Source organism: Qingrenia yutianensis (assembly GCF_014385105.1).
Classification (GTDB): domain Bacteria; phylum Bacillota; class Clostridia; order UMGS1810; family UMGS1810; genus Qingrenia; species Qingrenia yutianensis.
Genome location: NZ_JACRTE010000003.1, coordinates 61,831 through 86,059, shown reverse-complemented (window position 1 = coordinate 86,059; position 24,229 = coordinate 61,831). Strand labels below are relative to the sequence as shown.

Below are 24,229 nucleotides of genomic sequence, written 5' to 3'. Positions count from 1 at the left end.
TTACCAAAGACTCGTTTCGGTAAGTTTTTTGGATATTGCGTTTACCGTGCAAATCAAAACAAGGTTGATTACCGAGTTAAAAAGTCCTATAGCCGTGCCGTATGAATAGTCGGTGCCCGTCTGCAAGCCGACTTTATACGAATACGTGCTTATAATTTCGGACGCGCTTAGGTTTAAATCGTTCTGCATAAGCAAAACTTTCTCGTATCCTACCGACATCATACTGCCCACGCGCATAATAAGAAGAATTACAAATGTGGGAAGAATACACGGAAGGTCGATATAGAAAAGCTGTTTAAACCTCGACGCACCGTCTATCGACGCCGCCTCGTAGAATGCGGTGTCAACGCTTGAAAGCGCGGCAAGATATATAACCGAGTTCCAGCCAAGCTCCTGCCATACCGCCGACCATACGTAAATATGCTTAAACGCCCTCGGCGACGCCCACAAATTAGGCGCCTCAACGCCCAAAACAGAGCATATGTTGCCGAGCATACCCACGCGCGGATTTAAAATCTGCGTGAGTATTCCAACCATTATTACGGTCGAAATAAAGTGAGGCATATATGTAACCATCTGAACCGTTTTTTTGAAATATTTGTTTCGCACAACGTTTAGCATAAGCGCGAAAACAACGGTTATCGGGGGGCTTACGAGTATTTGATAAATGCTGATTTTAAGCGTGTTGAAAAACGTCTGCGCAAATTTCTGCGTTCTGAACATTTTTGCAAACTGATACCAGCCTACCCATCTGCTTCCCCAAATTCCTTTGCCGGGCGTGTATTTTTTAAATGCAATCTGCATACCGAGCATTGGATAGTAGTTAAAAACAAGCAAAAGTATAACGGGAATTGCAAGCATAAGGTATAAATCCCAGTTCTGCCTTATACTGCGGTTAAATTCCGAGCGTGCTTTTTTGTGCTTTCTTGCGTCTTTTTGTAATTGCATAGCCATTTGTCATTCCTTTCGTGGTTTTCACGGGCGTAACTTTTATATCCGCCCGTGAAAACATATTTGCACAAAAAGTAAAATCCCGTTATTATTTTGAATTCGACTTAAATGCGTCATATCCCTTTTGCATAAGTCTGAGATATTCGTCAACATTAAGATTTTTAAGCTCTTTCTGGAAGGTTGCCCAATCCTTGCCAACGTTAAGACTTCCCGAAACAAACTTCGGTATTTCTTCTTTTACATATGCCTTAACCTCCGACGCAAGCTCGTCGTAAATCTCCTGGTCATCTGCCGAAAGCGTGCAGTAGGACGAACGGAATATCTCTTTCGGACCTTTGCCGATATACGCAGGCAGTGCCGCAGCCTTTACATATTCGGGGTCGAGCGGATTGCCGTTCCACGCCATACCGTCCATCATATCAATGCTTGCATACAACGGGTTATACTGATGCCAATGCGAATTTTGAATAGCATCGTATTCGAGTATCGGCAGTATTTTTGCCTTTGCTCCGATGCTTGCAAACATCGCGGGCGTGCTTCCGTCAACTTTCTTCCAGTCTTTGCCCTCAACGCCGAAACGTGCAAAGGTCGAAGCCTCTTCGGAGAGCATAAAGTCAAGCACTCTGAACGCCGCCGCAGGGTTTTTGCAGTATTTTGTAATTGCCGCCGCGCAGAACACGGTAGGCTCTGTCATAGACGCATACGCAACGCCTTTCGGACCTTTTAACGGCGGAAGTGCAGCATAGTCTTTTAATCTTTCCATATTTCCGCTGAAAAGTCCGTCGGGACCGCCCGACGCAAACGCGCCGACCGTCAAATCGTCTGCCGAGCAAAGCGCGCGGAGTGTTGCGTTGTCCTGCGTGTAGCACTGAATGTCAATTTCCTTGTTTGCCGCCATTTCGCTTATATATTTTAAGCCTTCTTTGTATGCGTCGGTTGTGTAGTTAAGCGTAAGCTTTCCGTTTTCCGCAATCGCACCGATTTCGTAGTCGTCGTATACAAACGAGTTCATAAGGAAGTTTATCGGCTTTTCGTTCCATCCGTCTTTGCTTCCCGTAAAGCCAAGCTCGTCGTTTTTGCCGTTGCCGTTGGGGTCTTTTGTAATGAACGCCTGCATACATTTTCTGAAATCGTCAACGGTTTCGGGCATATCAAGACCGAGCTTGTCAAGCCAAGCCTTGTTTATAAACGCCTTTCTGCCGTACATATTTCCCGTCTGCTCGGTCGATGCCGGAACAAAATATTTTTTGCCGTTCGCCGCCGTCATAAAGCCGTCGAAATTAGCGCTCATCGACTTTTCTTTCATTTGGTTAATCCAGTAACCGTATTTTTCTATATACGGTGTAAGGTCAAGAAAAGTGCCGTCCTCGTCGTGCTTTAAAAATGTTGAATTGGGAATGTTAAATCCGCATATTACGTCGGGAAGTTCCGAACCCGACGCGAGCATAACGTTGAGTTTTTCCATTCCTCCGCTTGACGGAAATTCGTAAAATTTAAGCTCAACGCCCGTTTTTTCCTCAATATATTTTGTAAATTCGTTTGTTTTGTAATCCTGAACCTTGCTTGTACCGGGAACGCCGAATGTAAGCGTAACCTTTTCTTTAACAACAGGAAGTGCGCCTGCCTCGGTAACGTTTGAGTCGGCAACGTCAACTTTTGCGCCCGTCTGCTTATCGGAACAGCCGGTAAAAAGCGCCGCCGAAAGGCATATGCACATTGCTCCGCTTATAAGTCTTTTATAAAATCCCATATTTCTCCGCCTTTCATATAATTGTTATTTTACTGTTAATTTAGAAGTTGATATAATCGTCGCCGGCTTTGGTTTGGTCGCCAACCTCGTAGTCGTCATCACCTGTGCGGTCGTATTTAATTTCAACAATTCTCACATCATCTTTGTAGCTTACGTCTGCGCCGAAAGTTTCTGCAATAAAGCGTATGGGAACCATAGTTCTGCCGTCAATCACCATAGCCGGAACGTCCAGCGTGTGCTCGGTATCGTCAATGTAAACCTTGTCACTGCCGATTTTAAGCGTCATAAGCCTGCCCTGACCGATTGCGTACACCGTTTCTTCGTTGCCGTTCCACGCACATTCCGCCGAAAACGCCTTAAACACGGGGCGCATAGGCACAAGCGTTCTGTTGTCGACAATAACGGGGTCAACGTCGCCGTTGCCGACAAGATAGCCGTTCATAACAACTTTAATCGCATCCGACGCCGTTCTTGTTTTGTAATACGGTCCGTTTTTAAGTTCCAAAGTTCCGTAAAACTCGGTTGTCTGATAGTTTTTGTTTTCGGTTGCGCTCCACATCATAAGCGACTGTCTGAAAAGACCGAGAGCGTCATTCACCATAAAATCAAAGCCGACCTTTTTGCCCTCTTCGGGAAAGGTTTCTTTCCACGGGAAACACGCCTCAACCGCATATCCGCCGTCCTCAAGCTCGCGCACCGCCGATTTGAAATTGTCCTGCGCGCTCATACCCACGGTGTGGACGTTTTCGCGCGTTATTCTGTATTGGCAGTCGTTTGAGTCGACTGTGTACGAACGCGAAAAATCCTCGTCGAAAAAGCACTCAACCGAGTCTTGATGATATGTTTCACCGCCGTCGGTGGCATAAGTTTTGTCGTTTACTTCGATATACATATAAAGACCGTTGTAGTCCCAGCAAAAATAAGCCGTACCCTTTGCGCCTGCAATATAGCCTTTGCCCGCATAAACATTTTCGGTTGTAAGAGGTTCACATTCACCGTAGCAATCGTCTTCTTGTGCGTCGAGCTGCGGTGTGCCGAACGACACAACCGCATACTTTCCGCTTTCGGCAAACGCGCTTACGCTTAAAATTGCAAAAATTGCCAATGTAAGTAAAATCAATCTTTTAAGCCTCTGCATATTTGCACTACTCCTTTTTTTATTATTCCGCAGCCGTAACTATGTTGTCGTCGTAAAGCGTGCCTGCCGCGCCCGTTTCAATTCTTATGTCGTCAATGTAGAGTGTTCTTTCGGTGCTGTCTGTCATCTTGAAAGTAAGCCACGGCTCGCCTGTTCTGTCGGCGCCGGCAGCGGTTTTTGCTCTCGTTGTAAAGTCAACATCAGAAATATTCCATTCTGCTGTATATGTATGCCATTCTGTGTCGTTGGTTATAAATGTTGCCTGACCGCCGGTATGTTTAATATTTTTATATCCTGCAATGGTACTGCTTGCATACGGCATATAACCCTCTACACAAAATTGCGTTCTGTCTGCGGTTGCACCTCTCAATTTAAGTGTAATTTTAATTTTTGACGGTTTTTTGTCACTTTTCATCGCATTGATGTATTCCGCAAGCTTATTAAATTTAATCTGGAATACGCCTTTATTTGTTACGGCAGCTTTTAAACTCTGCGTTCCGTCATAAGAATACTCGTTGCTCAATGCGCCGTTTAAATTTACAAATTCAAATCCGTTGCCGATTGTAGGTAACACACTGTTTTCAAATGAGTAATGTGCTTTATATGTTCCGTCGTCCGTCATTTTTTCGGGATAAGTCGGATTTTGGTCGTCAAAACCGTAGCCGGCAATTTCATTGCCGTCAGCGTCCAATGCACGAAGTACAAAATCATCTATGTATACAATCGGAATATTTGCTGTTGTATTTCTTATGCGAATGTCAAGCTCGCCGTCGGGTGTAGTAATATTTGATGCAGTCAAATCCATTGTTCCTTCATAATTCGTCCAATCCGACGTTTGCACATTGCACGAAGCACTGCCGGTATTTCCAAATTTGAAGTTTGTTTCGCTGCTGCCCGTTTTTATGTTGTTTACCGCCGCGGAAACAGTCATTTTTCCGTCTGTTCCGGTCGGCGCCGTCGGTATTTTTACTTTAAATTTCAGAGTTAATTTTTTTGCGCTTGATGGGAGTGTACCTGCGGTGATTTTTAAAAGTGTACTTCCTCCATTATATGCTGCACCGTCTTTAAGAACTATTTTAAGCGCTTTGTTGCCTGTATATGAGGTTTCATCTGTTGTGCTTACGGTAAGCAAGGTTGACAAAGACGAAACTCTGTCACTCACCGCACCGCTCTCAAAAGCAAATCTTGCGCCGTAGTTATCCTGATTAAACGACGGAACATCGTAACTCGGTTTATCCGACTCTGCCAAAGCTTTTTTGTTTGCGAGAGGCACGATTGTTGTGCCGTCCCAAAGGAAGAATGACGCGCTGTAAGATGTTTTGTCTTTGGGAACGGTAATTTGAAACGTTTTGCTTTTTGCGTTTTTCACCACATATGCGTCGACGCTTTCAAGCGAACCTTCGGCATTGTAAATTGCCGAATAAACAGTTCCGCTTGCGATTGTTTCTTTAAAATATGTTGTAACGTTTGCTGTAATTTTATCATCTGTTTTTGACGAATTGAGAATACTGTAACTCATTTCAGGCGCTGCAAACCCTGAAGTCATCAAAAGTGCGCCGGATAAAACCGCCGTCACTAACGACACCAAAAAATTTTTCAAACTTCTTTTTGTCATTTTTTGTTCCTCCTAAAATTTATTATTCGTTCGGTTTATATGCCGAAAAAATACTTTTTTTAGTTTCCGCTTGTCATCAGCGGATATGTTCCCTCGGATATTTTTTCATAGTTCCCGTCGGGGTCTTTCAAATATTCTTCGGGATTTATTATCGCCCAGTACATAGGCTTTGCCTCGCAGTTTCTGTCAAATATACCGGGATATTCAACCGACTCGTTCCGCAGGTCGTAATACTGGTGCTTGTCTGCCGGCGACCAGAACGTTACGCGCGTTATGCTGTCTTTTCGTTCTTTGTAGCGTTTAAACAGCTCCGCATACATACGCGTTTGATTTTTCTCCGCCGATTTTGTTATGCCGTTTGCATAAAGATTTAATTTCGCATTGCCGTCAAGGCGCGCCATCGCCTGAATGTCAAGCTCGGTGATGTTTAAATCAAGTCCCAGCGAAATCCACTTGTCGAGAAGATACTCGGTATGCTCCAGAAAATCGTCAAATGTATAAAACCTTGTTGTATTTGCGGGATTATAGAATTTAACATTCACGCCGTCGGCATAATTTGAATAGTAATGCGACTGAAATCCCACCGTGTTAACCTCTATACCCTCGTCGAGAAGTCCGCGGATAAGATAATAAACGCCGTCCGCTTTTGCGTTGAAATAGTCTGCATACTGTTTGTTTTCGCAGTACAAATCATAATCGTTATACCGAAGCTCGGTTGTATAATTATTCGCCGTTTTGCACTCCGACGCGTATTTAAACGCATATTTTATATAGTCCGCGCCGATTAGGTCGTAATACGCATAATAAGGATTGTTGCCCTTGACGTGCGCATAGCTGATTTTATCTTTGTTTCCGCTCTCGGGTGTCGGCGCGGTCATACCCCACACCGCCTCGTTTACAACGTCCCACGCGGAAATATGCCAGTTTTCGGGATTGTACGAGGTGCCGTTGTGAACATATTCGTCCGCCCCGCCGTCGCCCTCGCAGTGCTTCATAACATTTGTTATGTATTCTTTCATAAACGAAAGCAGGGTTTCGCGGTTTTTGTAGTCGTCCGCATTCGCGGAGAGCGTGTTTGACGGATTTTTGAGCGAATAGCTGCACCAGTTCAACGTTTCCCAGAAAAACGTATGACCCACAACGTCGTCAAAACCGTTTCCCGACGCCCAGTCCATAAACTTGTCAACGTCGGTGTAGTCATAATCAAGCGTGCCGTCGTTTTGGATTTTCAAAATGCTCGGCATTTTCATAATTCCGTCGTTTACAAGCGAATTAAAATGCTTTTTTATAAGCTTTCCGAACTTGCTTGTGTCGGACTCCGTACCCGTCCATATGCACGCTCCGATTTTAAAATAATCTTTGTAAACGTCCTTTAAATTCGGTATGTTTTGCGGTTCGGTTTCAATCGGCATTGTTTTATACGCCGTTTTTGAAACCGTATCGGGAATTTTCGGATTTACATAATCCATATCATCCCAAAACGCGCCCGAAACGTTTGATACAACATAAAAATCGTCGATATAGTAATCGCATTTGTTATTTTTGCCGTCGTTTTTATCGGTGCCGTTTCTTATACGTATAAAAATCTCGGTTTTTGCGCTGTCTTTCGGATTTGAAAAATCGTAATCCGACAAATCAAGCGTGCCGTTTATGCGCGTCCAGCCGTTTTTTGATATGCTTACATACGGGCTTGTTTTGCCCTCGGGATTGACGTTGAAATACGAGCTTTTCTGCGTGCCGTCTTTAAGATAATACGGAACGCACGCCTCAATCCAGAAGTTGACGTTCTGCGTTTTACTGCCGCCGAGCTTGAGGTAACACGAAAAATCAAGGCTCGTCATATCGGACGGCGGATTTGAAAAAGTGACCGCCGCCGTGCCTGTGTCGCTCGTACGGTTGTAAACTTTCAAACTGCGCGCGCCCGTGTGCGCGGTATCGGTGGTGATTGCATATTCGGCGGTGTTTGCCGTTGTGAGATTATCTGTTGTCACATTTTCAAAGGCAAACCGATAGCCGAGCTTTGTTTTGTCAGAAATCTCCTCAATCTCCGCGTCTATGCTGTCGTCAAAATATCTTCCGTATGTATCGGCGGTAAGCGTTATGTCGTCAACGTAAAAATCGGTTCTGTTTGCAACCGTCGGCGATACGTTTGTGTCACTGCCGTTGCGCAGTCCGAAAAACACATTTTTGTAGGTTGCGTCATTCGGCTGTGAAAGGTCGAAACCCGACAAATCGAGCGTGACGTATATTTTCGTCCACACGTTGTTTTTCACAGACACCCATTCGCTGTTTGTGCCGTTAGCCTTGGGTTTTATGCACTTCATTTTTGTTACCGTGCCGTCGGTGCTGTTGAACGGAACAAACGCTTCAACCTGAAAGTTAATCGCCTTTGTTTTGTCCTCCGGCAGACGAACATAGCAAGAAAAATCAAGCGTTTTGGTGTTTCGGTCGATATTTTTCGCCTCGATAATCCAAGAGTCGCTGTCCTTCTGCTTGCCCGACACTTTCATAACCTTGCTTCCGGAATTTGCACTCACCTCGTCGGTGACGGCAAATATTCCGTCGCTTTTCGGCAAAATCATATCGGGAATACCGTTTCCAAACGAAACGTGCGTTCGGTACTTGTAGTCGTCGGTATCGTTTAAAACCGAATACTGCGTAAGCGAGTAAAAATCCGATTTTGCATATGTTTCAGCCTTTGCGCCGGGTGTCAGTGTATCTTTGTCAAGGCAGAAAAACTTAACTGTTTCGTCCTCGGTTTCGGATATTTCCACATTGTACGAACCCGTATATCTTCCGTTTTCCGCTTTCAGCAAATCGGAGCTTATACTCTTTAAAGCGCCGTCCGCGCCGAATACCGCGGCAACGGATTTTACCTCGCCGCTGCTTTTTTCGCCGTAGTCGACGGTGATATTTGCAATTCTTTTGCCGTCCGCATTTTTATACGGCGAATAATCCTCGTCACCGCGCGTTACGGGAACGTTTGCCCATACGCTTTTGATGTTGTTTAAAGCAAATGCGTTGGTAAAAACAAGAACAACGGTTAAAAGAGAAGTAAATATCTTTTTCATACACATCTCCTTTTTTACGACACTTTTTTAAGTGTAATATCGGTTAACGTGAGGTTTTTATCGTTTGTGATTTCCGCTTTTCCGTTTGTGTTTGCAATGTCGAAATCAACCATATACACGTTATCGCCCTCGGAAAGTTCAACGGACGCACTTTGTCCCATATAGCTTATTTTTGCGGTATCGCCCGTTTTAAAATCACCGTTCGCCTTAAATTCGAGAATGTATTTTCCCGCACCAAGTTTTTTAATAAGATTTTCTTCGGAATACGGCATTGGCGCGCCGTTTGTGTAAAGCCTGTCGAGATAGTATTCTCTGCCGTTTGCCGTGTTTCCGTTTGCGTCAAAAATGTTTAACGCAAGGTGATTTTCCGCACCCGGTGCAAAATCGAAATCGGCAATAACGCTGTTTTCGCCCTTCTTGACGTTCGCTGTGTATTCCGAAACACCGCCTCCGAAGGTGTTGAAATTAAATTTCAAACTGCCGTTTTCTTCGGCGTAAATTTTAATAAGCGACGATAATTTTGCGCTTTGCGTATCGCGCAGAAGTTCGGGATTTATTTTCTTTATAAGGCGCGCATTTTCAATTTTTGCGCCGTCCGCACCCGAAAATTCTATTTTCACTCTGCCGTTGTCTTTTATGTCTGCCGAACCGCGCTCATCGCCCAGCAAAAATGCGTCGTTTGAGTTTAATGCAAACTCCGCGGTGAGCGATGTTTTGCCGTTTCCGTCCGCAGACGATACGGTTTCAAAAAGCGTTCTTTTTCCGTCAACGGTTGCTTTAACGTTAACCGTACTCTGTGCGTCTGCGCTCACATCACAGGTGAAAATAAAGTTATTTTCCTCAATGTCCGAACACGGCTCAATGCTCACGTCGTCGATATACAGCTTTTCGCACGGCGCGCACTGCGTTGTTGCGGATTTGGACTTCTGCACCACAATCCAGAGCGTTGCAAATCCGTCCGAATTAAAAGTATCCTCGGTAACGGTAAAGGTTTTGGTGAATTTCTGCCAGTATCTTTCCAGCTTGAAATCGTCCTCCCTCGCCTCGCACCCTGCAAGACCGCCTACCCACGGCGCGTCGTTGTTATAAGGCAAGAGGTCGTCGTAGAGCGACGCGTTATATCCCTCGTACAGGCTGTACATTCTGTAAGGTATCATATCAACCCACATACCCTTTTGGTCCTGGTTGTCCATTGCCCAAAACGAAACGTTATAGCTTTTGCCGACAACAAAATTCTCTTTGTCGAGCTTAACCCTCGCCGTGATGTGCCTTCTCCAGTAAAGAGGGCTTACGTTGTTTATTTCGAGGCAATGCTCGGAATTTTTCGCGCCGTCTTTCACAATTCCGTAAGGATTGTAGCTTGACGCGCTCACGTCCTTACCCTCTTTTTCGCGCTGTTCGCGGTAGGCTTTGTTGTAGTTTAACGCGTCTTCTGTCTTTACCTGCGACGCCACATACCTGCTGTTTCCCGCCTCAATTCCGTCGGTCCATACGCCTGTTGTTCTTATGTCGGCGATTGTTTCGCCTATTTCGCTTTCATCTTCAAAATCCCAATACTGCACGTCTTTCGGAGCGGCGGCAGTGTAGAGCGAATTTCCGATTTCGGAATAAACGGCGCTGTTATCTGTTTTCCAGTCGGTATATTCCGCTTTTGTTTCGCCCGTCACCGCGTCGGAAAGATATACGCTCTGCGCGTATGCGCACGGTGACAAAAGTGCAAAAGCGGTAAACAAAGCCGCGGTTTTAAATGCTTTTTTCATTATTCGTATGCCCCCTTACTCTGTTGTGTAAATCTGAACAACGTTTCTGTGCGGATTGTATAATGTTTCATATCCCAAATCCGTTGAAACCTCCTCAACGGGAAGATAAATTTTGCCGTCCTTTTTAACAGGCTCATTATCTGCCGTCAGAGGTTTGAAGTCCACGGTTTTAGCGCTTGACTCCGCCGTCATTTCACAGTAAATTCCGTTTCGTATAAATTTTACGGTGTCGCCCTTAACAGCGCATTTTCCGCCGATATATTTAAGCAGAAGCTTTGCCTCGACATACGGCACGCCGTCCTTTACAAATCCGTCGATATTGTCGTCGTCAACATAGTGTGTTTCAACTCGGAGCCTGATTTTCGACGTATCCTCGTCGAGAATTTCGCTGTAAAATTTATCGGGGTCGGCAATCGCCCAATACTGCGGTTTTGCCTGTGAGTTTTTGTCGAATATACCTGCATATTCCTTGCAGTTGTTTCTTATTTCGTAATACATAAACTCGTCGCTGAACGTCCAGAAAGTTATGAGCGAAACGGTGTCGGAATACTCTTTGTAAACCTTGAAAAGCTCCGCATAAGTTGACGCAATGTCAAACTCGGTGCGCTTTGTTATGCCGTTTTCGTAAGGACGTATGCCTGCGTCGCGCTCATAAAGCGTGAGCGCCTGAATGTCAAGCTCTGTTGCGTGAACCTCAACTCCGAGCGACGAAAACTTTTCAAGCGCATTGCGCACGCCGTTTACAACAGGCTGATTTGAATAGTAGTGCGACTGGAAGCCGACAACATCAACGGGCACACCCTCTGCCTTAAGCTCTTTTACAAGGGTGTAATATCCCTCAAGCTTTAGTTTTTCGTGCTCGTTAAAGTCGTTGATACGAAGTTTTATGTCGTCATAGCCTGCGTCCTTTGCATATTTAAACGCATAATTTATGTAATCTCTGCCGACTATGTCGTACCAAACGCCCCAGTTTTGGAAACGTATGCTTCCGTCGGGGTTAATTCTTACGACCGACTCGTTTATAACATCCCACACATAAACGTGCCAGTTCGACGTATCGTATCCGCCGGTGTATTCCTCCGCCTCGCCGCCGCCCTCAAAATGACGTATGGTTTTTTGGATAACCTCTTTCATAACCGAAAGCACACTGTCACGGTCGAGCGGATTTCCGTTTGTATCGTGCGAGAAAATCTTCTGCTTGGTTGTTTCCCAAATAAGCGCGTGGCCTATAACGTCCTGCCCCTGACCGACGCACCAGTTCATAAACTTGTCGGCGGCGGTGTAATCGTAATTTAAAGTGCCGTCGGCATTTTTGGTTATGTAGCTTTGAATTTTCATAACGCCGTCCGAAACGTAGGCGTTAAAATGCTTTTTGAGAAGCTTGCCGTACGGTGTTGTGTCCGACTCCTGATTTGACCAGATACACGCGCCGACCTTGAAATAATCTTTGTAAACGTCTTTGAGCGACGGAATGTCGGTCTGAATGTTCATTTCCTCCAGCGAACGCTCCGTCGGGGTTGCGGAAAGGCTTTTGTCGCGCTCTTTCGGAACATAGTTCAAATCGTCGTAAAGCTCGCCTTTTGTGTTTGTTTTAAACACAAAATCGTCAACATAAAATCCGTAGTAATAAGGCTTTCCCGCAATCTGCTTTGTTGCAACAATCTGGATCATAGGCGTTCCGGTGACTTCGTATTTCGACAAATCAACCGAACCCGAAACCAGTCCCCACTCTTTGTTTGTGAGGTTAACGCCCGAACCCATCATAACCCAGTGCGTTTTTTCCGCGGTGGGAATTTTTATCTGCCACGCGTAGTAGCGTTTTTCTTTGTCGTCCGCAAGATTTTTTATGTATGCCGACACCTGAACGGTGGATTTTAAATCTATGCTTTTGTCAAAGTCGTATCGGAGAGTTGATGTTGACGATGTTCTGTCCGAAATTTTAAGCACCTTTCTGCCCGAATGAGGCGTTGTGTCGTCGGTGATTTTAAACACCGCATAACGGTCGCGCATAAGCTTTTCGGCAGTTCCGGTTTCAAAAGAGTGTCTTATTGTGAAATTTCCGTCATACGAAATTTTCGGCACGGGAATTTCGGTCGATTCTTTCGTAACGTCGCTTTTTACAACAAAATTGTCTGCGAAAATCGGAACGAATTTTCCGTTGTTTTCGGCAACAAGTACAATTTCGGGACTCCCCGTCACCGACATAAGACGCGTCATCATTTTTCCGCTTAAATTCGTCCATTCGGTGTTATTTACCTTTGCCGACGCAAGAAGATATTCTTTCTGCGTGCCGTCACAGTTAAGCGACGCGTACATTTTTACGTTTGCGCTTTCCTCCTGCGCCTTGACGCAAACCGAAATTTCGCTTGCCGCCGAGCCTGCAAGGTCTTTAAGCACAATCCTCGGCGCGTCCTCTCTTTTTTCGTAACCGCCCAGCGATACGCATTTTCCAACCATACCGCCGTCCGATATTTTAACCTCGGCACTGTCGGACGAAAATCCCGTCACGGAATTTTCAAAGTCCATATCATAAACAGTGTTAAGGCTTTTTGACGCATATACGGGCATAAGCGAGAATATCATAACCGCCGCCGTAATGAGTGCAATCGTTCTTTTCATTGACGTCCTTCCTTTCATTGCAAGTTTAATTCTGTAAATCTTTAATGCCGTTTTTTATAAAATCAAACATCTTTGCGTTTACCGAATATATTTCCTCCGCTTTGTCGGTGTAAATGTATATGTTTTCGCCGTCGGATAAGCCGAGATAAATCACGGTTTTGTCACCGTTTGCAAGGGTTATGCAAACGCTTGTACTTTGACTGTCAAATCCGTATTTTTCAAGGTTTTCTTCGGTTTTGTCAAAGCATTTTACAAAAAATATATTGCCGAGCCAGCGCGTAACCTCTTGTTTAACCTTTTCTTCGCTTAAAATTTCGCCTTGGCATTTCCAGCCTTCCGGCGTTTTTTCAAGCGTGAAATTTTCGTTTCCCTCAACCGAAACCGATTTAATTCTCTCGTATTTAAACGACGCAACCGCCGTATCGGTAAAGCGGTAAAGCCGTTTTTTAAGCTCACTGCTCACATCGGTATACACCGTGCAAGTTTCACCGCCGCACTTTACATACGTTTCGGTGTCGGGCGGTGTGTTTTTGCCGACTTCAACGGTGAAAATTCTGCCGTCGTTCAGTATATATGTCACCGTCGTATCTGGATTTTCAAAACCGTATTCCGCGCCGTTTTTTGCATTTTCGAGCTTTCTGCCCTCCATAGGGAGCGTATTTTTGAAATATTCTTCAACCGCTCCGCTCAAAAGCTCTCTTTTTCTATCAGATTTCCATACTCCGTCTTTTTTGTATAATCTGTATGTTTCGTCGGTATTTTCAACGTTTATCTCTTTAACATCGTCCTCTGAAAACGAAAGCACCCAGCTTTTTTCCGCCTCCTTTTCGGGACGCGACACCAAAGCATAAGCCGAAATCACGGCAACGCATATAAAAAAGCATATGACGATACTTTTTCTGCTCATAGATTTTTCCTCTTTCTCCAAACGATAAGCCCCAAAACAAGCACAAATGCCGGGATAAGCATAAAAATCACAATCAGCGCAAATTTTTGGTTGAGCATGAGGTTTAAGCTTCGGCTCATTATGCTTTTGGGTGCGATTGAAATATACATTCCGTCACCGCCCACCGCGTATTTTACCGTCTGAACAAAAAATTCGCGGTTTACAAAGCTGTATGAATTGAGTATTCCTTTGAGCGCGTCGCCGTCGGGCGATATAAACTGCGCGTTTGACGCGAAAATGAGCTTTGCGCCGTTTTTATCGTTTTCCGACATTCCCGCAACGTCGAACACTCCTTCTCCGAGAGTTCTTCCGAGTCCGTCGTCCATAATTTCTTTTGACTTCGTTGTTTCGGACGTTTTTGCAAGGCTTGATATTTTCAGACCGACGGTATCTTTGAGTGTGAGCGAGCCTGCGGACGGGAAAACCAGCGGTTCGGTGTTTCTTATGTTGTCAAAAATATTTCCGACGGGTTCAACCGCAAGATAAAGATTGCTGTTTTTTATGATTTTTCCGCTGTCACCCTCAACAAGGCAGTTATCGTCCGCATAAATTCCGTATTGCTCCGCAATCTTCAAAACATTTTCGCACCTTGCGCCGACGTTTGACGCTATGAAAACCTTACCGCCGTTATCAAGATAGCCGATAATCTTTTCGTATTCGGGTTTTGTAAGGTCGTCGCGCAGTCCGAAAAGCACCAGCATATCGGTATCGGCGGGCGAAATATCTTCGTTTGCAAGGTCAAGTTTTTTAACCGAAATATTTTCGTCACCCAGTTTTTGCGCAGGGATTGAAAAATCTGCCTCGTTATGCCCCGTCACATACCGCACCGTAACGTTTTTGTCACGCAGGACAAAATCAACGGCGTTGGTAAGCTTTTTTTCAAGGGTAAATCCCAGATTTGCCGAAACGTTTCCGTTTCTGTTAATGGCAATCGCACTTCCCGGGTCGACGCTTTTAAACCTTTTTCCGCTCTCGACAACTATGGTGCCTTTTGAAATGTTTTCGCCGTCCGATTTGTACTTTTCGGCAAAAACGGGATTTTTTATTATATCCTTTTTTTCAAACGAAATGTTTTTGCAGTTTCTTGTGTACTGCTCCGCCACCTGCATAACATACGGGCTTTCGTCGCCCGATGAGGCGAAATAATAAAATTTTATATCTTCGTTTACCGTTTTCAAATACTCTTTTGTTTCTTTTGAGAGAGTGAACATTTTGTTTTGCGTACAGTCGAATTTAAGCGGTATTTTTCTTGCAAGATTTTCGGTAAAAAGATTTAAAAACACGAAAATCACAACGCACATAAGTGCAAAAACGCCGAGACGCACTTTTTTGTTTTGCGTATTCTGCTCCGTTTTAAGAATTGTGAATGTCACAAACAGCGCCGAAAGGCTTATAAAATACACAACCGCACCGACATCGAAAATGCCTGCGAGAAGATTTTTGTAGTGATATGAAACCGAAATAAGTTTTATAAACCCCTCAAAAACCGTACCGCCGGACGCCTCAAGAAGCAAGTCCGCAAAGTATAAAACCAAAAGAACCGCGAACGACAGTATTGCGGAAATAACCTGATTTTCGGCAAACGACGACATCAGCATACCGGCTGCGATAAATACCGAGCCGACAAGAAGGTATCCCGAAAATACGCATACAACCTCCATAACCGTCTGACCTTTGAAAAACACCATAATCGCGCCCGATACCGGCACAATGAGCGACGATACCGCAAAAACCGAAAGCGCGGCAAAATATTTGCCGAGAACGGTTTGATACGTTTTAAGCGGTGCGCAAAGGTAGACAAAGCTTGTTTTTGAATGCTTTTCCTCTGCAAAAAGGCGCATTGTGAGTATCGGTATAAGAAGTATAAACACCGCAACTCCGTTTTCCAAAAGCGAGCCTATATCGGCATTGTCGCCGACAACGTTGTACGTCATAAAAAAGTAGCTGTAAAAGGCGAGGTAAACCCCTGCAAAAACATATCCGACCGCCGATTTAAGATACGCGTAAATCTCTTTTTTGTAAATTGCAAGCATTTAATTATCACCCAGCCCTTCCATAAACATTTTTTCTATGTCCGTACTGTGTGAATTTTTGCCTATATCAACCGTTTTTCCGTTGTTTATCATAACAATATCGGTGCAGACAGCCTCGATTTCGGACAAAATATGCGAGCTTAAAAGTATGCCGTGCTTTTTCGACAGCTTTCTTATAAGCATAAGCAAATCGCGCTTTTGCCTGGGGTCAAGTCCGTTTGTCGGCTCATCCAGAATGATGTAGTCGGGATAACCCAAAATTGCATATGCAATGCCCGCTCTCTGACGGTATCCGCTTGAAAGGTTTGCCGTTCTGCGCCCCATAACCTCCGAAATTCCCGAAAGAGAGGCAACTTCTTTAATATGCTCGTCTTTTTTGAGCTTAAGTCCTTTTATATCGAATATACATTTCAAATATTCATACACCGTAAAACTTGTGTATAACGGCGGTTTTTCGGGAAGATACCCTATTTTGCGTTTTGCGTCAATCGGGTTTTCCGAAATGTTAATGCCGTCAACCGTTACAGTGCCCGACGTTTGCGGAATAAACCCCGAAATGATATTCATAACGGTGGACTTTCCTGCGCCGTTAGGGCCTATAAACCCTGTAACACTGCCCTTTTCAAACGAGAATGACACATTGTCGAGAGCCTTTACCTTTCCGAAATTTTTAGATATATTTTCTACGCAAATCATAAAAGTTTACCTCATTTATCAGGGATATATAATCACAACCGCCCACGAACCCGTTATAAGCGTGTAGGTTTCGGAATATTTACCGCCGTTTTTATATCCCGACGCTTCGCTTACACTGCCGAGTCTGTAGCCCTCCTTGTCCTCGTCGTACACATAAACTCTTGCGCTTGTTGCCTCGGTGTTCACCGCTGTGATGCGCCTTTGGTCGTTGCTTAACACCGCGCTGTAATCAATGTAAATATACGGCTCGTCGGTGTCGTAAACCGCACCGCAAAGCGCAATGAAGTCGCCTTTTAAGTTGTCGTAAATCTGACCTTCCTTTAAGATGAAAGCGTTGCTTTTGTCGGTTTTGATTTTGTCAAAATCAACAAGAAGCTGTTCTTTTTCGTTCGCCGTCCAGCCCGAATCTGCAAGACGGATTTTGTTGCCGCTCGTTTTGTTGTAGAAGATAACGTCACCGCTTTCATACGGAATTTTTCCTCCGCCGACGCGCAAATCTTCAACCTCAACTTCAACCTCCGCGCCGTTTTCAATTCCCATAATAACGTCGCGGATTTCGCCGTCCGCGCACACCTTTTTTATAACCTTGCTTATCGCAAGCACGCTTCGGTTTTTCATATCGGTAAAGCCGTTGGGATTTTCGGTAAACACCATTGCGGTGTCAACCATACCGAAATCGCCGTTTGTGTTGTAGCCGACAAAGTTGTAATTCGTATTTACCTTAAGCCTCATCTGGTCTACAACAAAAACCTTGTCCTCGTCAATACTGTTTGTTTCGTATGCCGTTTTCGGAACGACAAAAACCTTTGTATCACCTTTTACAAGGCAGGTTTGGTCGTCCTTTGAATTTTTGACCTGTTCGCCTATCATTCTGCCTGCGGCGTGACCGCGCAGAACCGCGTTGTCATTTTTAAACACCGTGTTAAACTCGTCTTTCACCGCGTCGGGGTAGAAAATATCGGTTATTTCGCCCTGAATGTTCATTTTGAATTTTATAAGCGTGTTAACCGCAAAATCGGTCGGTTTCATATCGGCGGTTTTCTTTTTCGCGCCGCCGTCAACCTTTATTTTCTCCGCAAGAGGAAGAATGATTTTTGTGCCCGACATATCGAGCATATCAAACTTTACAAGCTTGCGGTTTGTTTCGTCGTTTTCCGAACTGAACACAAAGCCTATGCGCGCATCGGATGCCGCGTCTTTGTCGGCATATGCTATATTTCCGTTTAAATCAAGACTGAAAAGATAGTATTCGCCAAGCTTTAGGCTGTTTATTTTTCCGCTTTTCACAAGGCTGTCAAATCTATGGCTCGTTTTGTATTCCGTGCCGTTCACCGTAACGGTGTTTCTGCCGTCGGATGTTCCCGTTTCGTCCGCCGAACCGATTACGGTATCGGCTGAAATTTTCACTTTCACAACGGGAAGCGCGCTGTTTGTTTTGACAACCTCGGCAATGTCGCCCGATTTAACGTCGCCTATGCTTATTATTTCGCCTTTCGCGCTGTATATTTCGTATTCGTCACAGCTTGCGCCGTCAAGTTTTATGTCATATGCGGAGTCGAACTTATCGGCAATCCAAAGCGCGTTTTTGTTCACCGACGACACGACGGTAATTTTAATATCGGTAACCTTTAAAACCTCGTATTTTCCGTCGCCGTTGTTGTCGATAAGCACTGCACTGCCGTATTCGGGTGCAAATTCGGGCATTGTGTCAGTCTTTTTGCCGTTGTAAATGTAGATTGTGCTGTCGCTTATGTGCGCTTTTTTCTCTTTGCCGTTTTTGTCCTCATATGTATACGTTCCGTTTGAATATTCGGTAATATCCTCACCGTCAAGCGTTAAAATTTTGTTGTTTTCGTCCGTCGGCTTAACATACAAAAGCTTGTCGTCACCGCTTTCCTCGCGGAAGTAAAAATCAATGTTAAGTCCTAAAAGTCCGCTTGTGTCAAAGTCTGCGGTATAAGTTTTTGAGCCGATTACAATTTTATTGCTTCCTGTGCCGTCGTACGAATAGAGCGACGCGTCCTTTACCGACTCAACAACTCCATAGCCGTCGTGAATGCCGAGCGACTGCGCAAGAATGTTATCGTCGGTTTTGTATAATTTATTGCTTCCGAATTTCCACTCCATAACGGGAACCTCGATAACGTTGCCGAGCAAGGTAAAAAGATTTTCCAAATCAAGCTCGCTGTTTTCGTCTGCCGTAACACCGTTTAAAAGACCGATTTTCGATGCGGTCGACATATATCCAGAAAGATAACCGCCGTTTCCGTTCGCGGGATACGAATATCCCAGCATATCGGTGAAAATCTTCACCACCTCGGAAAGAAGAATATTTCTTCGCGGTTCAAGCTTTCCGTCCGACGCGCCGTTTATTATTTCCGCATTGTATAAATAATACATTCCCTTGTCGTCCGAGGTGATGTCCGATATATCCTGTGCGTTTATAAGGTTTAAATCCCTCACCGCGAACGATGCCGCGATATTGCAGAAATCGGAACGCGAGATTTTGTCCGCGCCCGAAATTTTGTCCAAATCAAAATTTGAAATACCGAGAGCGTTATACATTTTCGCTTTTTCCGAAACGTCCGCCGTTATGCCGTCCGCGCCGTCCTCTGCAAACGAAACAACGGACGCTCCGAGCATTATAACCGCGCAAAGCGAAAAACAAATAAGATTTTTTATAAATTTCATATATCCACTTTCTCCTCTGCTATTATTTTGTACTGCAAAGCATTTTTGCACATTCCGCACGCGTTGCAAATGCGGAAGGCTTGAACGTGTTATCGGAATATCCGTTTATTATACCGCTGTTTTTTGCCGCCGCAACCGCGCCGAGCGCATACGGTGCAATGTCGGTGCTGTCCGCAAAATCGGCGGCCGCCGTGCTTGTGTCAAGGTTTGCAAGCTTTGCAAGAATAACGCACATATCCTGACGCGTGATGTAATCGTTCGGTGCAAATTCCGTTTCGCTCACGCCGTTTACCGCGCCCGATTTATAAAGTGCCATAACGTATTTAAAATACCAGTCGTTTTCCGATACATCGGAAAATTTCGCCGTACCGCCGTATTCTTCGCAGTTAAACAGCACACTTGCCATTTTTGCAAATTCCGCGCGTGTGATGTTTGTGTTCGGGTTAAACTTTTTATCCGCGCTCTTGCTTATAACGCCTTTTTCAAGAAGCTTGTAAATATATGTTTTCGCCCAGTCCGCGCCGTCCAAATCGGTAAATTCAAATACCTCGTCATTTATGACGGGCACGCTCGGAGCGGTTGTTCCGGCACCGCCTTTAGACGATGACGAAGATGACGACGAGCCTTTTCCGCTGTCGGAGGGTATCAGTTTCTGTGAGCAGAGCGTGTCGAGCTTATCCTGCAAAACAGAGGTTGAATAGTCGTTTGACGATTTTAAATATTTCACAAACTCATTCGCCGCGTTGTAGCCGACACCCGTTTCCGAAACCTTGTTGTATTTTTCAAGGCTTATGCCGAGAATATCGGCAAATTTTGCAACGGTTTTCATTCCCTCGGAATAGTTTGCGCATTTTGAAACCTCGTATTTAACAACGCTTTTGCCGAATTTTTCGTTCATATCGTCTTTTGACGCAAGGGGCAAATTCAGACTTGCGAAAATCTCGTTTATTTTTGCCTTGTCTGCCGACGAATATGCTGTTTTTACATCGGCATTTTCAAAAAATCCAAATCGGTCGTAATAGCCGTCGGCAATGTCGCTGATTTTATATTCACCGCTTTTTGCGGTGTCAATGCACGCGCCGGTTATAAGCGCGTCGTAAAGCTTGTCATAATCCGCAACATCGGTTTTTGCAACATATTAAAAAACGTTTGTCTGATTTGACGCCTTAAACACAGGTTCCGCCGATATGCCCGTAATATCGAGCACATCCTCGGTGAGAATTTCCGCAATTTCAGACGCGGTTTTCTTTTCGTTAACCTTTTGCGCAATCGCGTTTTTGTAATTTTTGCTTATGTATAAATATTCGCCCGTTATGTCGCTGTCATAGCCGTTCGCCGAAATTTTCGCCGTAACGTTTACCGCCGTATCGTCGGGGAAAGATGACAAATCGGCAATTTCAAACGAATATTCGCCGTCTGTGTTTGTTTCAAAATCTTTTGTGTAATCGGTTTGTTCAAAAATGTCTGCGGAATAATGTGCGTTTTCTTCTTTAAGTCTGCCCGACGCGGTAAGTTTTCCGTTTTCTTCTTTAATGTTTACGCTGTGCAGAACATCCTTTATTTTCACGTCCGATATTTCAAGATTTTTTACCGCCGACGTTTTTCCGACCGCCGAAATTTCAAACATAAGCGTATCGCCGTTTGCGTCCGACGGGTTAAACTCAAGATAGATTTTCTTTGTTTCGCCTTTCTTTATCACATACGATTTTTTGCAGAGGTCAATCTGCGGACAGGTGATGTTTAAAAACGTTTTCTCATTCGCGGTGACGGTTGCCTCAAAAACGTGCGGTTCGTCTGCAAGCGTGCTTTTCAAAACGCTTGTTTTCGCCGTGCCGTAGCCCGAATTATTTCCGCTTAACAAAATTATGTTTCCGTTTTTGGTGACAACTGCGTTATCTCCGCTCCAGCTTTCAGCGTATCCTTTTGCAAGTTCAAAATTATCCGCAAACACGCTCTCGTCTTTTTTGACGTTATAAAGCGCCAAAACCGCCTTGCCCTTATCGGTTGTGCGGTTTGATGCAAAATTATATTCAATGTTGATTTTCTTTCCGCTCTCGATTTCGTATTTTTTCGACGCTCCCAAAACCTTGTTTTGGTTAAGCAGAATAAAACACGCGGTGATTTTATCGTTTCCGCCGTTTAAAATATCGGCGCTCAAAGTATAGCTTTCGCCGTCGGACAGGGCAAAATATTTATTGCACACAACTCCCTGATATGCAAAGCCGGAACTAACGTTCGATTTGCTTTCCTTTTCCGCCAAATCGCAGACCGGAACAATTTCCAGCATACCGCCGTCGTTTTCGGATTTGAAAATCATAGGAAGCTCGGTGTCTGCCCGTCCGCTGTAATATGTACCGAAATCAGAAATTCCGTTTTCAAAACCGTTTGAATAAACTTCGGCGCCGTTATACGCATAGCAGCACGAACTGCCTGCAATTCCTGCCGTTAAAGCAAAGGCTAAAAACTTTTTCATACTTATCCTCCAAACTTGTTTACAATTTGTTCATATTACAATTTTACAATAAATTTTTTTGCTTTTCACTATAAAAACTTTACCTCTTATCTTGAAAAATTAAACACTTTAGGAAGCATAAGGCAAGATTTAGTGCATTAAAAATTCCCCGATACGACGGGGAATTTGAGTTCTTGTGTCTTTGGTGCAAAACAAGTTTTTGCATCTTGACCTTTTTTTGATTTGATGATATTATTCATATAAAAAATAAACGGGAGGAATTTATTTTGCCGATTGAATTTAAAGATAAAAAATTTCATTTGTATAACAAAAATTTAAGTTACATAATTAAAATAAGCGAGCACGGAGATGTGCTCGGCGCATATTTCGGCGCGCGCACAGACCTTTGCGGAGTTGATGTGATACGTCCCGTGTGCAACTCTTTTTCGCCGTATCCTTACGAGGACGACTCAAGCTATACACCCGGAATTATGCCGTCGGAATATCCCGTGTCAAACGGGTGCGACTACCGCACCCCCGCGCTTGACATAACACTTCCCGACGGCTCGAAAACGCTGTTTTTAAAATATAAGGAACACAAAATTTTAAACGGCAAGCCGAAAATAAACGGGCTTCCGTCGGTGTATACAGAAAATGACGCCGAGGCGCAGACGCTTGTTATCACCGAGGAGGATAACGGAAAAAATATCACCGTAAACCTTTACTATGCGGTTTTTGAGGATTTTAACGCAATATGCCGTCACGCCCAAATCATAAACAACGGCGAAAATCCCGTATTTTTAAACAGCGCGCAGAGTGTATGCGCCGATTTTCCCGAGGGTGATTACGAATATATTCACCTCTGCGGTGCGCACACGCGCGAAAAGCATATTGAACGCAACGCCGTTCATCAGGGCAGTCAGGGTTTTGAGTCGCGCAGAGGCGCGTCGGGACACACCGAAAATCCGTTTCTGGCATTTTTTGAAAAGGGCGCAAACGAAAAAAACGGCAATGTTTACGGATTTTCGCTTGTTTACAGCGGAAACCACAAATTTGAAATTGAGCTTGAAAACTGTGCAGCACCGCGTGTTACGGCAGGAATAAATCCGTTCTCGTTCCGCTATAAGCTTGACAAAGAAGAAAGTTTTTCAACTCCCGAGGCAGTTTTGGTGTTCTCGCAAAACGGGCTCGGCGAAATGTCGCAGACGTATCACAAGCTCTACCGCACGCGCCTTTGCCGAGGCAAATTTAAAAATCTTCCGCGCCCGATACTTATAAACAACTGGGAGGCGACGTATTTTAATTTTGACCGCGAAAAACTTATAAAAATTGCCGATACCGCGTCGAAAATCGGAATTGAGCTTTTTGTGCTGGACGACGGCTGGTTCGGCAAGCGCGACAATTCTTTTTCGTCGCTCGGCGACTGGTTTGCAAACGAGGAAAAACTCGGCGGAAATTTAAAATCGCTCGCGGACGCAATTAACAAAAAAGGTATGAAATTCGGCTTGTGGTTCGAGCCTGAAATGATTTCGGAGGACAGCAATCTTTACCGCGCGCACCCCGACTGGGCGATAGGCATACCAAACCGTCCGAAACACTACGCGCGCCATCAGCTTGTTTTGGATTACACAAGAAGCGATGTGAGAGATTATATCGTAAAAACAGTGTCAAACGTTTTGGACAGCGCAAATATCGAATATGTGAAATGGGATATGAACCGAAATATCACCGACGCGTTTTCGCAAAAACTTGCGCCCGACAGACAGGGCGAATTTTATCACAGGTACATTCTCGGACTTTACGAGGTGCTTGAAAAAATCACATCATCGCACCCGAACATTTTGTTTGAAAGCTGTTCGGGAGGCGGCGGACGGTGCGACCCCGGTATGCTTTATTATATGCCCCAGTGCTGGGCGAGCGACAACACCGACGCGGTGGAAAGGCTTTATATTCAATACGGTTCAAGCCTTGTTTATCCTATGTCGTCGGTCGGAACGCACATTTCGGCAAGTCCCAATCATCAGCTTTTGCGCACAACATCGCTTTCTATGCGCGCCTGCACCGCTATGAACGGCGCGTTCGGGTATGAGCTTGATTTGTCGGCGCTCGGCGGTGACGAAATCGAGGAAATGAAAAAACAGGTTGAGTTTTATAAAAGAATAAGAAATGTCATAACGACGGGGACGTTTTACAGACTTGTAAATCCGTTTGAAAAGCGTCAGGCGTCGTGGCAGTATGTTTCGGAGGATAAGGAAAAATCAATCGTTTACTATTCGGTTGCAAACGCGCTTTCGTGCCAGCCGATTAAGAATTTAAAACTCCGCGGACTTGACGAAAACGCGGAATATAAGCTCGGCGATACGGTTTATACCGGAAGAACGCTTATGAATTACGGGATTTTTATAAACGACATAGAAACAGAGTCGTTTAACCGTATAATCGAAATTGAAAAAGTGACACCGATTTGAATTGAATAAATAACACAGAGGAAAAAACAGCAACCCAAG

14 protein-coding genes are annotated in these 24,229 nt (G+C 44.6%); 1 reads left to right on the top strand and 13 read right to left on the bottom strand.

Annotated elements, in window-relative coordinates:
* The 13 genes from H8706_RS03570 to H8706_RS03510 all read right to left on the bottom strand — a co-directional run bounded on the left by H8706_RS03570 (window position 1) and on the right by H8706_RS03510 (window position 21,743).
* Complete coding sequence (locus tag H8706_RS03570) at window positions 1-954, bottom strand: ABC transporter permease (protein ID WP_262431523.1); 954 nt, start codon at window positions 952-954, stop codon at window positions 1-3.
* An 85-nt stretch (window positions 955-1,039) separates the two neighbouring features.
* Window positions 1,040-2,701 (bottom strand): extracellular solute-binding protein, encoded by a 1,662-nt coding sequence (locus H8706_RS03565; RefSeq protein WP_262431522.1) that lies wholly within the window; start codon window positions 2,699-2,701, stop codon window positions 1,040-1,042.
* A gap of 40 nt (window positions 2,702-2,741) precedes the next feature.
* Window positions 2,742-3,839 (bottom strand): sugar-binding protein, encoded by a 1,098-nt coding sequence (locus tag H8706_RS03560; protein ID WP_262431521.1) that lies wholly within the window; start codon window positions 3,837-3,839, stop codon window positions 2,742-2,744.
* 22 nt (window positions 3,840-3,861) lie between these two features.
* Window positions 3,862-5,454: a Rossmann-fold NAD(P)-binding domain-containing protein gene (locus H8706_RS03555; protein ID WP_262431520.1), complete on the bottom strand. Its 1,593-nt coding sequence runs from the start codon at window positions 5,452-5,454 to the stop codon at window positions 3,862-3,864.
* Window positions 5,455-5,513: 59 nt separating this feature from the next.
* Window positions 5,514-8,525 carry an endo-1,4-beta-xylanase gene (locus H8706_RS03550; protein WP_262431519.1) on the bottom strand — a complete coding sequence of 1,004 codons (3,012 nt, stop codon included), beginning with the start codon at window positions 8,523-8,525 and terminating at the stop codon, window positions 5,514-5,516.
* Window positions 8,526-8,539: 14 nt separating this feature from the next.
* Window positions 8,540-10,285 (bottom strand): hypothetical protein, encoded by a 1,746-nt coding sequence (locus H8706_RS03545; RefSeq protein WP_262431518.1) that lies wholly within the window; start codon window positions 10,283-10,285, stop codon window positions 8,540-8,542.
* Between the two features lie 15 nt (window positions 10,286-10,300).
* On the bottom strand, window positions 10,301-12,904 hold the full coding sequence (locus tag H8706_RS03540; protein ID WP_262431517.1) for an endo-1,4-beta-xylanase: 2,604 nt from the start codon (window positions 12,902-12,904) through the stop codon (window positions 10,301-10,303).
* Window positions 12,905-12,929: 25 nt separating this feature from the next.
* Window positions 12,930-13,811 carry a DUF4340 domain-containing protein gene (locus H8706_RS03535; RefSeq protein WP_262431516.1) on the bottom strand — a complete coding sequence of 294 codons (882 nt, stop codon included), beginning with the start codon at window positions 13,809-13,811 and terminating at the stop codon, window positions 12,930-12,932.
* Window positions 13,808-15,883, bottom strand: a complete 2,076-nt coding sequence (locus H8706_RS03530) for a Gldg family protein (protein ID WP_262431515.1) — start codon at window positions 15,881-15,883, stop codon at window positions 13,808-13,810. The genes H8706_RS03535 and H8706_RS03530 overlap by 4 nt, the downstream gene beginning before the upstream one ends.
* Window positions 15,884-16,579, bottom strand: a complete 696-nt coding sequence (locus H8706_RS03525) for an ABC transporter ATP-binding protein (RefSeq protein WP_262431514.1) — start codon at window positions 16,577-16,579, stop codon at window positions 15,884-15,886. It lies immediately after the preceding gene.
* 18 nt (window positions 16,580-16,597) lie between these two features.
* Complete coding sequence (locus H8706_RS03520) at window positions 16,598-19,270, bottom strand: hypothetical protein (RefSeq protein ID WP_262431513.1); 2,673 nt, start codon at window positions 19,268-19,270, stop codon at window positions 16,598-16,600.
* A 22-nt stretch (window positions 19,271-19,292) separates the two neighbouring features.
* Window positions 19,293-20,192, bottom strand: a complete 900-nt coding sequence (locus H8706_RS03515) for an S-layer homology domain-containing protein (RefSeq protein ID WP_262431512.1) — start codon at window positions 20,190-20,192, stop codon at window positions 19,293-19,295.
* A 216-nt stretch (window positions 20,193-20,408) separates the two neighbouring features.
* Window positions 20,409-21,743 carry a hypothetical protein gene (locus tag H8706_RS03510; protein WP_262431511.1) on the bottom strand — a complete coding sequence of 445 codons (1,335 nt, stop codon included), beginning with the start codon at window positions 21,741-21,743 and terminating at the stop codon, window positions 20,409-20,411.
* Between the two features lie 266 nt (window positions 21,744-22,009).
* On the opposite strand from H8706_RS03510, the gene H8706_RS03505 reads away from it, so the two are divergent.
* A complete protein-coding gene (locus H8706_RS03505; protein WP_262431510.1) occupies window positions 22,010-24,190 on the top strand; it encodes an alpha-galactosidase in 2,181 nt (726 codons plus the stop codon).
* Window positions 24,191-24,229: the final 39 nt, after the last annotated feature.